Annotated in this window: 13 protein-coding genes; 5 read left to right on the forward strand and 8 right to left on the reverse strand. The window is 58.4% G+C overall.

Annotated elements, in window-relative coordinates; all coding sequences use genetic code 11:
* On the forward strand, window positions 1-800 hold an 800-nt coding region (locus AB7S84_RS03540), incomplete at its 5' end, for an ABC transporter substrate-binding protein (protein WP_428152950.1).
* Window positions 801-871: 71 nt separating this feature from the next.
* Here AB7S84_RS03540 and AB7S84_RS03545 read toward each other — a convergent pair.
* The 8 genes from AB7S84_RS03545 to AB7S84_RS03580 all read right to left on the reverse strand — a co-directional run bounded on the left by AB7S84_RS03545 (window position 872) and on the right by AB7S84_RS03580 (window position 7,730).
* Entirely contained in the window at window positions 872-1,714 is an 843-nt protein-coding gene (locus AB7S84_RS03545) for an EFR1 family ferrodoxin (protein ID WP_428152952.1), read from the reverse strand.
* A gap of 57 nt (window positions 1,715-1,771) precedes the next feature.
* Window positions 1,772-2,755 carry an ABC transporter substrate-binding protein gene (locus AB7S84_RS03550; protein WP_020877176.1) on the reverse strand — a complete coding sequence of 328 codons (984 nt, stop codon included), beginning with the start codon at window positions 2,753-2,755 and terminating at the stop codon, window positions 1,772-1,774.
* A 46-nt stretch (window positions 2,756-2,801) separates the two neighbouring features.
* Window positions 2,802-3,551: an ABC transporter permease gene (locus AB7S84_RS03555; RefSeq protein WP_020877175.1), complete on the reverse strand. Its 750-nt coding sequence runs from the start codon at window positions 3,549-3,551 to the stop codon at window positions 2,802-2,804.
* A complete protein-coding gene (locus AB7S84_RS03560) occupies window positions 3,541-4,233 on the reverse strand; it encodes an ATP-binding cassette domain-containing protein (RefSeq protein WP_020877174.1) in 693 nt (230 codons plus the stop codon). Before AB7S84_RS03560 ends, AB7S84_RS03555 begins: the two co-directional genes overlap by 11 nt.
* 195 nt (window positions 4,234-4,428) lie before the next feature.
* Window positions 4,429-4,857 (reverse strand): type II toxin-antitoxin system VapC family toxin, encoded by a 429-nt coding sequence (locus AB7S84_RS03565; protein WP_020877173.1) that lies wholly within the window; start codon window positions 4,855-4,857, stop codon window positions 4,429-4,431.
* On the reverse strand, window positions 4,854-5,087 hold the full coding sequence (locus AB7S84_RS03570; protein WP_020877172.1) for a type II toxin-antitoxin system Phd/YefM family antitoxin: 234 nt from the start codon (window positions 5,085-5,087) through the stop codon (window positions 4,854-4,856). Before AB7S84_RS03570 ends, AB7S84_RS03565 begins: the two co-directional genes overlap by 4 nt.
* A 343-nt stretch (window positions 5,088-5,430) precedes the next feature.
* Window positions 5,431-6,591 (reverse strand): ATP-grasp domain-containing protein, encoded by a 1,161-nt coding sequence (locus tag AB7S84_RS03575; protein ID WP_020877171.1) that lies wholly within the window; start codon window positions 6,589-6,591, stop codon window positions 5,431-5,433.
* Between the two features lie 41 nt (window positions 6,592-6,632).
* Window positions 6,633-7,730, reverse strand: coding sequence for a class I SAM-dependent methyltransferase (locus AB7S84_RS03580; RefSeq protein WP_428152957.1), 1,098 nt, complete (start codon window positions 7,728-7,730; stop codon window positions 6,633-6,635).
* A 389-nt stretch (window positions 7,731-8,119) separates the two neighbouring features.
* Here AB7S84_RS03580 and AB7S84_RS03585 point away from each other — a divergent pair, with 389 nt between their 5' ends.
* The 4 genes from AB7S84_RS03585 to AB7S84_RS03600 all read left to right on the forward strand — a co-directional run bounded on the left by AB7S84_RS03585 (window position 8,120) and on the right by AB7S84_RS03600 (window position 12,917).
* Window positions 8,120-8,443, forward strand: coding sequence for a DUF6955 family protein (locus AB7S84_RS03585; protein WP_020877169.1), 324 nt, complete (start codon window positions 8,120-8,122; stop codon window positions 8,441-8,443).
* 495 nt (window positions 8,444-8,938) lie between these two features.
* The gene (locus AB7S84_RS03590) at window positions 8,939-9,958 is read left to right on the forward strand and encodes a GAF domain-containing protein (RefSeq protein WP_020878246.1); all 1,020 of its coding nucleotides are present in this window, start codon (window positions 8,939-8,941) and stop codon (window positions 9,956-9,958) included.
* A gap of 59 nt (window positions 9,959-10,017) precedes the next feature.
* On the forward strand, window positions 10,018-11,670 hold the full coding sequence (gene pgm, locus AB7S84_RS03595; protein ID WP_428152960.1) for a phosphoglucomutase (alpha-D-glucose-1,6-bisphosphate-dependent): 1,653 nt from the start codon (window positions 10,018-10,020) through the stop codon (window positions 11,668-11,670).
* A gap of 14 nt (window positions 11,671-11,684) precedes the next feature.
* A complete protein-coding gene (locus AB7S84_RS03600; protein WP_428152963.1) occupies window positions 11,685-12,917 on the forward strand; it encodes an NAD(P)/FAD-dependent oxidoreductase in 1,233 nt (410 codons plus the stop codon).
* The last annotated feature ends 59 nt before the right edge of the window (window positions 12,918-12,976 follow it).

The following is a 12,976-nucleotide window of genomic DNA, read 5'->3' on the forward strand; positions in this document are numbered from 1 at the left end:
GGCTTTTCGAGATGGCCGGGATCGACGTCAGGATCGTGAGCCCCTCCGAAACCGCCGACGCCTTGAAGCTGGCGGTCTCGGGACAGGTGGATCTGGCTGTTTCCTACCAGCCCCAGACCGTGATCGCAGCCGCCGAAGGTATGGATGTCATCGCCGTGGGGCGTCTCATCGAACATCCCCTTACGACGCTCCTTTTCCTCAAAGGAAAAGGCATCGAGGCCCCGCCTGACCTGTCCGGAAAACGCATCGGCTACACCGTTCCCGGGCTCATGGACGTGATGCTCCATGCCTTTGCATCCCTGAACGGGGTCCGGGATTACACGTCGGTGAACGTGGGGTTTGCCGTCCTGCAGTCCCTTGCGGCCGGCAGGGTCGATGCGGTCATGGGGCCTTTCAAGACCTACGAAACGGTGGAGATGGCCCACCGCGGCTATGATGTCGGCTATTTCGAGCTGGAAAAATACGGCATCCCCGACTATGATGAATTGATTTTCGTCTGCAGCCGGAATACATTGAACTTGAAGGAAAAAGCGGTGAAAGGATTCATCCGTGCGGTGGATGTGGCCATCGGTCAGGTCCGCACCGACCCGGAAAGGGCGTTTCAGGAGTATCTGAAAGCGGTACCCGAGGCGAACCCCGAGACCGAAGCCGACGCCTTCCGCCTCACCCTGCCCTATTTTGCCGCAAACCAGAACCATGATCCGCTGCGATGGCAGGCGTTTGCCGATTTCGCCCTGCAGTACAAGCTGATCGGGAAGCCGGTGAACGGCGCCTCGCTGCTCCGGAATTTCGATGAATAGCCGGCCGGTATGGCGGGACAGGCAATAGGGCCTTCCCCCGCAGGGACCGGACCGGCGTGAAAACAGCCGTCCTACAGGAATATCCGGGTCCGCGGACGCTCGTCAAAGCGTTCGGCGCGCGACCGGACCATCTTCTCCGACTTCGACATATCGGCGACAATGGCATCCTCGGGACATTCCTTCACGCAATTGAAGCAAAAGATGCATCGGTCGCTGAAGACGGGAAACGGCGAGAGTTCAACGGCCTCCGTGGGGCAAACCTCTACACAGAGGCCGCACTGGGTGCACCGGTCTTCGTGAACCGTCCGTTGGGGCATGTGTCCCCTGGCTTTTTCCAGGCTCGCCGCCGCCAGTTCCTCACGGAATTCAGCCGGTTGGTAATCGAGATCCCCAAGGGGGATGCCTTTGCCGTGATCCCCGTCGGTCATCTTCCGAATGACCGACGCTGTCAACTCCCGGATCTTCTGGTCGTCCGCCGCGTTGGGGCGTCCCTCCCCCACGGGGTTTTCCGCACGCCACATGAGCGAGTGAACCGCCATGACCTTGGCCGCACCCATCAGGCGAAGCCCCTTGGCCGAAAGAATCGATCCCATGTCGTAGAGGGCGACGCCGCTGCTGGCACCGCCCCAGGTGACAAACGGCACGGCGGCCGCACCGGTGCCTTCGGGCAGGCGCTCGAGGAATGCCGATATCGGCGGAACGGGATGGTTGGCGTAGACGGGGGAACCGACAAAAAGACAGGTGGATTTCCCCATGTCCTGAACCGCACGGGCAGCGGCTTCGCGACCGCCGGACGTGCCGACGTCCGCCGTGGTGCACGGTATATCGAGATCCTTCAGGGTCGTCTCCATGACATGGGCCACGCGGCGGGTCGACCCCGCCGGGGAGCAATAGACGATAAGAGCTTGAACCATATCACCTCCGTTGCGTGTTGACGCATTCGCCTCGCGAAAGCGTCGGGTTCTGGGTTGTCATTGCGGGCTCAGCGCCTTCTCCACGGACACGGGTCCTGGAATGAGCCCCTGGTCGAGCATGACGGCCTCGGTCTGTTGCCATGCCTCGGCGTCGATCCCGCCGACCGTGCCGTTTTCCTTGTTGACGATGAGGTCGCGGGTCAGATCCAGCTGCGCTTTCAGGATGTCCGGGGGCGTTTCCCTGTCATACCGTGCAAGCACGGTCAGCGCCCCGGCGGCGTTGTCGGGATCGAGAGCGTCCCGCCACGCCGACAGAAGCGCCCGGGTGAAGCGCCGGACCAGCTCCGGACGCTCCTTCATCATCCGCTCGGCGGTCACCACGGAGTTGGCCACGAAATGAACCCCGAACGCCGACGGGTCAAAAAACGAGATCGTCTCGCCGGCCTCCCCCAGTTTTTTCATCAGAACGGGCCCCTGGGAATTGCGATAGACCGGCCACAGATCGGCCTTTCCCGTATAGAAGGGGGTAAAATCATACCGGACGCTGAAAAAGGAGACGTCCTGCTCTGAAAGTCCCCCTTTGGCCAGGAGGGTTTTCATGATGGTTTCATCGTTGCCCCCGTATGTGATGCCGATGACGCGGCCCCTGAGGTCCGACAGGGATCGAATGGGCGGTGCCGTCTGCCGATGGATCCACTGGAGGGGATTGACCTGGAAGAGCTGGGCCAGGACCACCACCCGGGCCCCCTTGGAAAGCGCCCGGATCACCTGATCCGCCGAGGCGACCCCGAACTGGGCGTAGCCCAGCTCCAGCTCCCGGATGGCGTCGCGCTCGGGTCCGCCGGCCTTGACGGCGACATCCAGTCCCTCGCGTTCGAAATAGCCGTGGGCATCGGCGTAGATGTCCCCCACCGTGCTCGTGTTGAAAAGCCACTTGAGGCGGTAGTTGAGCGTTTCCGCCGCGAGGCTTCCCGGATTCAGGGCGACGGCCCACCAGAGCAGTCCTCCCGCCATCAATATTATCATCGCCTTTCGGGTCATGATTTCCTCCTTGTCGTCTCAGGGAACATCCATCCCGGAATTGTCGTCAGGCACTCGCCCAGCGGTTTTTCGCCCAGCGTCCCACCCATTCCAGAAGCCCCTGGTACACCGAGAGGGTGATGCCGATCAAAAAAAGGGCCACCAGGACCTTGGAGAGATCGCTCTGGTAAAGCGCGATGCGGATGCTGTAACCGATCCCGGCATTGGCCGCGATGAATTCAGCCACGATCGTCCCGGCCATGGCCAGCGTAGCGCTGCCGGAGATGACCGTTGTGAGCTTGCTGAGATTTTCGAAAGCGCGGATCTTGACCTCGAGCTGCCAGCGCATCCGTCCGGTAACCCGGTAGAAGTGCTCGATATCCTCGATGGGCTCCGACATGATGCCCACCATCGACAACAGCAGCGGAAAATAGCAGATCATGGCGGCGATGAGGAGGCGTGAGGCAAAGCCGTCCCCCATCAGGATGAAGATGATGGGCGCGATGGCCACGATGGGGTAGGCCTGTATGTTGTAGGCCGCCACCTTGACGAACGAGCCGAACCAGGTGGCCTGGCGGCCGATAATGCCCACCGCCAGTGCCATGCAGACCGATGCCACCTGACCGACGACGGCGACGCCGAGGGTGTTCAGCACGTTCAACAGAAACCGGTTGAACTCCCGGTGAAAGGTCTGCCAGATGCTCAGCGGGCCGGGGATAACGTAATCGGAAAGGTTCAGAAGAATCTTCAGGGCGAAGAGCAGCAGAATCCCGAGAAAATAGATGATAAGGAATTGATAGATCCGCCTAAACAGCATTCATGATCTCCAGAACGGTCTTCTCGAAGGCCGCCTTGTCGAGAGCCTTTCCCGCCGCCAGATCCTGACCGGTGACGACCACCGACGACGGCTGTTTGTCGAGGCCGCGGAAGACGAGAATTTCCCGGCAGAATCTGGACACCTCGACAACATTGTGGGATATATAGATAAAATACGTTTCAGGGAAATGTTCCTTGATCTTGAGGATGATCCGCTCCCGCGTCATCTCGTCGACGTTGGCGAGGCTTTCGTCGAGGATGAGCAGTTGGAAGTCCTGAAGCAGATACCGGATGAGGTTGACCCGGTTCTTCTGACCGAGGGAGAGCTGGGAAAACCGTTGATCCAGGCAGGCCTCGAGGCCGAAGACCGGGATCAGTTCATGCATCAGGGCATGTCGGTTCGCCGGAACGATCCTGTCGAGGTGCCGCCCCACCGTCGACCATCCCGGGAGGCGTTCGAGGTTGTAGGAATAGGCCAGACGCTCGATGCCTTTCATTTCGACACGACCGGTGTATCCCTGGATGTTTCCGGAGAGAATTTTGGCGAAAGAGGTCTTGCCGACCCCCGAGGGACCGAAGAATGCGTTGAAGCCGGGCGCCGGCATTTCGAAGGAGAGATCCCTGAAGATGAACCCGTTCGTGTTGGGGTAGCGGTAGCTGATGTTCCGGCACGAAATGCCCATGATCGATTCGCGTTTTTCCTTCTCTGGTTATATTGCATAATATCGCATAAAACCATTTCGAAATCCACCCAAAGTTATGGGTTGGAGGCTGAAGGCTGAAGGAGGGGGAGTGACGGGGGGTGAAAGTTGAGTATATGCGTTTCACTCATTCAGAAGTTCGGCAACCTACCGCGAAACATGATCCTTCGCGTCCACTCAAGCGATTGGTTGACCAAGGTATTCGGTCTGAAGCCCCGAATTTACAGCTGCATCGAATTGCCTTCTGTCTGATGTGACAAATAATTCCGCATTCCACTCAAGAGCACAGGCTACATGTAAGGCGTCCATAGCGCGCAATAAATTATCCTCAAGAAGCTTGAGCGCTTGTGAAATGACTGCCGGGGTCAGTTGAAGCACTGTTGCATCATGCACATCATCCATCAGGAATTTTTTTGCTTTTTGATAATCCTTACCGGTTAAAGCACCTTCTCGCAACCGCCTGTTCAGACCCGAAATGATCTCCGGCAACAAAATGACGCATAAAGCCAATTCAGAAGCATTCTGAAGAATATCATCCAGTTTTTCGCTTCCAACTTCCCGGACATATCTTTTGGCAAAAGCTGAAGAATCAACAAGCAGCTTCATGAGCCACCTTCACGTTCTTCCAGAATAGCGGAAGAAAGATCGCTTCCCTTCATTTCCAATCGGATTCCGGGTTTCTTCCATGAGGGTTTTCGGGGAACTTCATCAGGATATGGAGAAATTTCCGCCACTGGTTTCCCGTGTCGTAAAATAATAAGGGTCTCACCCTGTTCCACTTCAGTAATGAAAACAGAAGCATTTTTTCGAAAATCGGTAAACGTTACAGTTTTCATATCAAAATCTCCTTAAATGTACAGTTGAATGTACATTTAAGGAGACAGCTTGTCAACCCCTACGCTGCGGGGCCAACTGGGTATTGGACCCCGAAATCATCAGCCGCTGTCGGTCTTCTCGGTTTCTTCAAGTGTCGGAACTTCATGCAAAGGGACCGCGCCCGACGCGGTTTCGTTCAAGTGCCACTGAAGGGGCGCGGATCGTAATGATTTTATGGTGTTAGGGTTTTAGGGTTTTAGGGTTTTAGGGGACGAGGGACTTTTGCTTTAACCGCTAACCCCCTGAATCCCTAAAACCTTAAAACCTTAACACTCTTAACACCTTAACGCCCTTAACACCTTATCACATCTTTTCCTGAATAAACCCCGCCGCCGCCTCGATACTTTCGATGCTTTCCGCATTGACGAGGTAGCCGTAGTTGCCGATGGCGGTGCTGAAGATCGAATCGATGGGGCCGTGGTGAACGATCATGTATCCGTACTCCTGCATGATTTCGCGATGGGAGTGGACATAGTTCTTGTTCAGCTTCCGGCCGATGTAGGCGCAGTGATAGGGACGCGAGTAGACGAGATTCACGGATTGACCCGTCATGACGGCCGCCCAGGCGGCATAGATGTCGATGTTGTTGGCGTAGTTGAACATGTCCGTGGTGAGGCCTCCCGGGGGCCGCGCGTTCATTTCGAGGGCGACCAGTCGACCCTCGGGCGTCCGGAAGAATTCGACATGGAAAAAACGTTCGCGGATATCGAAGGCCCCGACGATGCTCCTCCCGGCAATTTCGAGGTCCTCCGGAATCTCCCGCAGGGAATAGTAGAAGATGTCCATATCCTGGTTAACCGTCTCCATGATCCCCTGACTGAAGACGTGCGCGGTATGGAAAACGATGGTGCCGTTTCGGTCGGCGAGGCCGTCGAAGGAGCAGACCGTCCCCGTGATGAACTCCTCCATGATATACCGGGCAGCAGGCCTCACCTCGAAAAACCGGTCCAGATCCCTTTCATTGTCGATGCGAAAGGTATGGGCCGCCCCTACCCCGCGATCGGGCTTGAAAACCACCGGATATCCCACCTCCTCGATAAATCGGAGGGCATCCGCCGGTCGCTTCAGGATTTTTCCCCGCGCCGCGGCAACCCCGGCGTTCCGGAACTGTTTTTTCATCTCCGACTTGAGGATCAGCCGCGAAATCTGATGGATCTTCAGGCCTTGAATATTGAAGTCGGTTCGCAGCCCCGCCTCGCTTTCGAGCCAATGTTCGTTGTTGGACGCCACCCGATCCAGTTTGCCGTAGATATGGGTGAAATAGCCGCATGCCCTGAGCAATTGATCGTAATCCGACATATCGTCCACCCGGTAATACTCGGTCAGGCCCTCCTTCAATTCCGGCCGGAGTTGATCGTAGGCGGTATCACCGATCCCGAGAACGTTGGCGCCCGCCTGTTTCAGGTGGACGCAGAAAAGATAATAATTGGGGGGAAAATGGGGTGACAGGTAAACGACGTTCATCGGCGATTCCTTTCGAAGCCGCGGGCTGAGGTTTTCCCGCCTTATTGACGACAAAAATAATGAACGTTGAAGGGGTCGTGGGACATCTCGACGACCGCGACGCTGCCGAATCCGGCCTGACCCAGAAGATCCACGGCCTGTTCCCTTCCCCACATCATGCCCAGCCCGGCCCCGTTGTTGTACAGGCTTACCGGCATGCAGTGCATGAGGCTTACGGTGTAAAGAAAAGGTCCCATGGGGTGCGCCATGTTGTCCTGGTGAGCGGTTCTCGAATCGATGTCGATCATGGAGAAGCATCCCTCCGGCGCCAGCATGCGTCGGACGCTTTCAAGAGCGGCGAGCGGGTCCCTCTGGTCGTGGATGGCGTCAAAGGCGGTGATGTAGTCGAAGGCGCTTTCAAATTCGTCTCCGTTCCCGAGGGTCGCGGCATCCCGGCAGCAAAAACGGACGTTTTCGAGCCCGGCCGTCTTTGCCGCCCTCCGGGCGACGGCGATGACCTCGGGATCCATATCGATCCCCGTGAAACGGCTTTCAGGATAGGCCCCGGCCATAAGGTTCAGCGCGACCCCCTCACCACACCCCAGATCACACACGCGGATGCCCTTTTCGAGTCGTGCGATCAGCCGACCGTCGTCCACCGCGGGGATGAAGCGGTCGATCAGCATCTGCCGGTGCTTGGCGTTCGCCAGCTCCGTCATGAACGCCTGAAACCTCGGATAGTCGGCATAGGGCACCCCCTCCCCCGTTTGAAATCCCGCAAGGACCTTTTCCGCGGCGCAGAGGGTCAACAGCGGTATTTCCTGGGCATATACCCCCAGATTGCCGTTGCCCGAACGCCGGGCCAGAACGTCGCCGTGGGATCGCGGCAGAAAGTAGCGGGCTTCGCCGTCTTCACCGTCGGCAAGGGTGACGACGCCGCCCGTGCACATGATGCCGAGCCATTCTTTCACGTACCGGCCGTTCAAGCCGGCCTGACGGGCGATGCTTTCGGCGGTCTCGGGCGTTTCCATGGCATCCATCACATCGAAGAGCTTCATGCGGTACCCGATGCCCACGGCCAGATTGAGTGCACCGTGGTTCAATATGTCGATCATCTTTTTTGAAAAATCCTCAGGAGCGGTTGCGGCCGAGTCAGACATTTTTCTCCTTTTCCGAATAATTAGTGATGGAGGCTGAAGGCTGAAGACTGAAGGCTGAAGGGGTGCGCCTGTGACGAATGGCGGATTTAGACCCCTTCAGTCTTCAGCCTTATATTCCATTTAAAACTAATTCACGCCCCGAAAGAATCAATACATATAGATGGATATTTCTCGAAGATATAACACTTCGCCCTCCAAATGCGGATGTTCTGGACTGTCGGGGCGAAAAAACCATTGCGGGACCGCCTGAATTCAGACTCGAACGACCCGCTCCGCTCGCATTCGGACTTGACACGCCGATGCGCCTCGAATAAACATCATTGCTACTGGTCTACTGGAAAATGATTTAGTTTGACGCATTGGGCTGAACAAACAAGGGAGGAAGGTAAATGGCAGACTATTGGGTGAATATTTTTCTGAATGATGAAAACCTCAAAAAGATCGAAGCCGCCGGTTTGCAGGGAAGCGTCGTCGACATCGACGGGAAAAAAGCGATTCAGGTTCCCATGACCCAGAAGGATCAGAAAAAACTGGTCAAGGGTTTTACCGACCTGGATTTTGACGGCAACAACGCCTGTGTGCTGCCGGCCGATGCCGAAGAAAAGCTCCTGAATATCGTTCTGGAGATGAAGACGCCGGACGTCATGAAATTCGCCATCATGAAAATCTACAACCCCCTGGCCGGCAAGGCCCCGCGGTCGGCCCAGCGTTAACGTCCACGCGCCGATTCGCACCCCGGTTTACGGAATAACGCAATATTGGTTGTTGGCGATGGTAGGGGCACGGCGCGCCGTGCCCCTACGCGCCGTGCCCCTGCGATCGAACAATTCGGTCGCCCCGTGCCCGGTTCCCTCCCGACGATTGTTCGATCGTTCAAATCCGCCGCCACCAAACGCATCAACGAAATGCGCAAAACCCCATCCGCGAAATTATGGCAACGCAATTATCGGGAACACATCATCCGCGATGAAATCGAATTGGACGAATGGGGGGTTATGCCCAATCCGGTTCACGGAATAACGGAATATTGGTTGTCGGCGATGGTGGGGGCACGGCGCGTGGTAGGGGCACGGCGCGCCGTGCCCCTACGCGATTTTTTTCGAACCGCCGTGTTGATTTCAGGCGTCGATAGTGATAATTATCCCGCAGTGGTTTTATTGTGTCCCCAACCACGCTTTTCCCGAAATACGCAACCATAAGGAACAGAATTGAAGACAACAGCAGACACAAAAACATTTCTCGATCTGTTTATCGAGGTCACCAAAGCGATTACCGCCAGTCTGGAGATCGACGAGGTCTTTCGGCTCATCACGGAAAAGATTCCTCAAATCATCGGTGCCGACGCCGCCACCATTCGATTGCTGGATGCCTCGGGCAAGAACCTGGTGCTGCGGGCGTCGAGCGGTCTCAGCGACGCTTATCTGAACCGGGGAACCATCGACACGGAAGAACCCATTTTCAAGGCGTTGAAAGGTGAACCCATTGTCATCGAGGATGCCCCGAACGACCCCCGGATCAATTATCCCGAGGCGACCCGAAAGGAGGGCATCCGGAATATTCTGGTCATCCCCATTCCCATCCGGGGCCGCATCAAGGGCATTCTGAGATTGCTGACCCGGAAATCCCGCAGTTACACGCCGGAGCAGATAGCCGTGGTGACGGCGCTGGGCGAGCAATGCGGCATCGCCATCGAGAACGCGCAAATCTTCGAGGAACAGCAGATCCGGTTGGAATACTTCAAGGCGATTCACGAATTCGGCAAGGCCATCAACCTGACCTATGAACTCGACAAAATCCTCGATCTCATGGTCACCCGCCTGCCGTCGGTCATGAAGCTGAAAGCCGCCACCATCAGGCTCTTCGAACCCCGGAAGGGGCAATTGGAACTGAAGGCGGCCTACGGGTTGAGCAAGGCATACCTCGAAAGAGGGCCGCTGGATGAAGAAATGGCCACCTATTACCTCAAGCAAGGGGAGCCCGTGTTCATTCCCGACGCCAGAAAAGACATCCACACCCTGTATCACAAGGCCGCCGAATCCGAGGGCATCGGCAGCATATTGGCCGTGCCCATCACCGTCCGGGACGAGATCATCGGCATTCTCCGCCTGCTCACGGCCGAAGTCCGATATTTTTCCGATACCGACATCAATTTCGCCATGGCGGTGGCCGAGCAGGGCGGCGTCGCCATCCAGCGGGCCATCGACTACACCCGCCTGAAAAACGCCTGATTCCCGAAAGTCTGGAACAAATCCGCATCAACCCAGGATTTCCTGAAAGGAGATGATCGATGGCGGTTCATGAACTTGCCGGCAAGCCCGCACCCGACGACATTCTCGTCAACGTTCCGAGACTGGTCAGCCTCTATTACACCGGCCGACCCGATGCCGCGAACCCCCTGGAGAGGGTGGCCTTCGGCACCTCGGGCCACCGAGGGACACCCTTCAGGAACAGCTTCAACGAGGCCCACATCCTCGCCGTGACTCAAGCCGTCTGCGACTATCGAAAGCAGGAGGGCATTTCCGGACCGCTGTTCCTGGGGATGGACACCCACGCCCTTTCCGAACCGAGCCACATGACCACCATCGAGGTCCTGGCGGCCAACGGGGTTTCGGTCATGATCCACCAGGGCATGGGATACACCCCCACCCCCGTCGTTTCCCACGCCATTTTGACCCACAATCGGGACCACGGCGACCGGCCCGCCGACGGTATTGTCATCACACCCTCCCACAATCCCCCGGAAGACGGCGGCTTCAAGTACAATCCGCCCCACGGCGGGCCTGCCGACACCGGCATCACCGCCTGGATCGAAAAACGCGCCAACACCCTCATGGCCGACGGAAACCGGGATGTCCTGCGGATCCCTTACGATAAGGCCGTCAAGACGGACACCACGGTTGAACGGGATTTCATCACCCCCTACGTGGACGACCTCCGGAACATCCTTCACATGGATGCCGTCCGCGATGCCGGCGTCGTCATCGGGGTGGATCCCATGGGGGGCGCGGGGGTGGGATTCTGGGCACCCATTGCCGACCGCTACCGGCTGAACCTTACCGTGGTCAACCCGAAGGTCGACCCCACCTTCGCATTCATGACCGTCGACGGCGACGGCAGGATCCGAATGGACTGCTCTTCGCCTTTTGCCATGGCAAAGCTGATCGGAATGAAAGCAGATTACGACGTGGCTTTCGGAAACGATCCGGATGCGGATCGGCACGGCATCGTCACCCGGAGCGGCGGACTCATGAATCCCAACCACTATCTGGCCGTCGCCATCGATTACCTGTTCCGGAACCGGCCGGGCTGGCGGCCGGATGCGGCCGTCGGAAAGACCCTCGTCAGCAGCGCCGTGATCGATCGGGTGGCCGGAGCCCTGAAGCGTCGCATCTCCGAGGTGCCGGTGGGGTTCAAATGGTTCGTGGACGGCCTCATCGACGGGAGCTACGGATTCGGCGGGGAGGAGAGCGCCGGTGCGTCGTTCCTGCGCATGGACGGCACCGTCTGGACCACGGACAAGGACGGCATCATCATGAACCTCCTGGCCGCCGAAATCCGGGCGAAGACCGGCCGTGATCCGGCCGAGCACTACCAGGCGCTTACGGAAAAATTTGGCGATCCGGTCTACGAACGCCTCGAGGCGCCGGCCAATGCGGAACAAAAGGCGGTCCTCAAAAAGCTCTCCCCCGATCAGATCCGGGTCGACCACCTGGCAGGGGATCCCATACGCGAGAAGTTGACCCATGCCTCGGGCAACGGCGCGGCCATCGGCGGGCTCAAGGTGGTGACGGAAAACGGGTGGTTTGCCGCCAGGCCTTCGGGCACCGAGGACATCTACAAGATTTACACCGAAAGTTTCAAGGGGCTGGAGCATCTCCGGAAAATCCAGGAGGAGGCCCGGGCCGTGGTGGCCGAAGTGCTGAAGGCTTCGGGGGTTTGATCGAGGAGGCGCCAGTGAAATACGTCATCATCGGCAATGGGGTGGCGGGGATTCACGCCGCCGAGGCCATTCGGCACCTGGACGCGGAAGGCAGGCTCACACTCATCGGGGATGAAACCTTCCCGCCTTACTGCCGTCCGATGATCAGCATGGTCCTCGAAGGCGCAACCCCACCGGAAAGACTTCCCATCCGCAGCACGGATTTTTATCGACGGCTGGGGATCACGCCCATTCTCGGCCGGCGGGTTTCGGGGATCGATGTCGAAGCCAGGGTCGTCCGCCTGCCGGGCCTGGAAGACGGCATACCCTTCGACCGGCTCCTCATCGCTTCAGGGGCCGATCCCCGGCCCATCACCGCCGACGGACTGCATCTGGCCCACATCTTCTATATGCGCACCGAACGCCATGTCCGGGAAATGCTCGACGCGATTCCCACCGTCAAAACGGCCCTGGTTCTGGGAGGCGGTCTGGTGGGGTTCAAGGCGGCTTACGGGCTCCTTCGGCGCGGCATCCGGGTCACCCAGCTGATTCGCTCGGCGTATCCCCTTTCCATGCAAGTGGACCGGACGGCCGGAGAAATGATTCTGAATGAGCTGGTGCGGAAAGGTCTCGACGTCCGGGTGGGCCTCTCGGCCGCAGCTTTTCACGGGAACGGCCGCGTAGAGGGAGCCCGCCTCTCCGACGGTTCGGAGATCGCCTGCGATATGGTGGTGATCGGCAAAGGCGTGCTGCCGGCCCTCTCCTTCGTGCCCCGCGACAGGATCGACGTGGACCTCGGGATCCTGGTCAATGCCCACATGGAAACCAGTGTTCCCGGGATTTATGCCGCGGGGGACGCCGCCGAATTCGTCGACATCGCCAGAAAAACCCGCTGGGTCAACGCCATATGGCCCGAAGCGGTGGCCCAGGGGCGGGCTGCCGGAATGAATATGGCCGGCCGCCCGGTCGCCCTCAAGGGCAGCCTGAGCCGGAACGTCATCCGGATCTTCGACATGGACGTCATGACCGGCGGATGGGTCGATCCGCCCGAGAGCGCCGGCTTCGAAATCCTGAGCCGGCACGACCGCCGCCGGAAGACCTACCGGAAACTGGTGCTGGACGGCCGACGATTGGTGGGGATGGCGATGGTGAACGATATCGCCCAGGGCGGACTGCTGATCTCCCTGATTCAGAACGAGGTCCCCCTTCGAATTTCCGGAAACGCCCTGCTCTCATCCGGATTCAATTACCGACAACTGTTGAATTGAGCGGACCGCCCCCCTCGGAAACCCGTGATGGGGCCGCGGCCCCAGGCAAAGGAGGACGT

This window comes from Desulfococcus sp. (genome assembly GCF_050178255.1).
GTDB lineage: Bacteria > Desulfobacterota > Desulfobacteria > Desulfobacterales > Desulfococcaceae > Desulfococcus > Desulfococcus multivorans.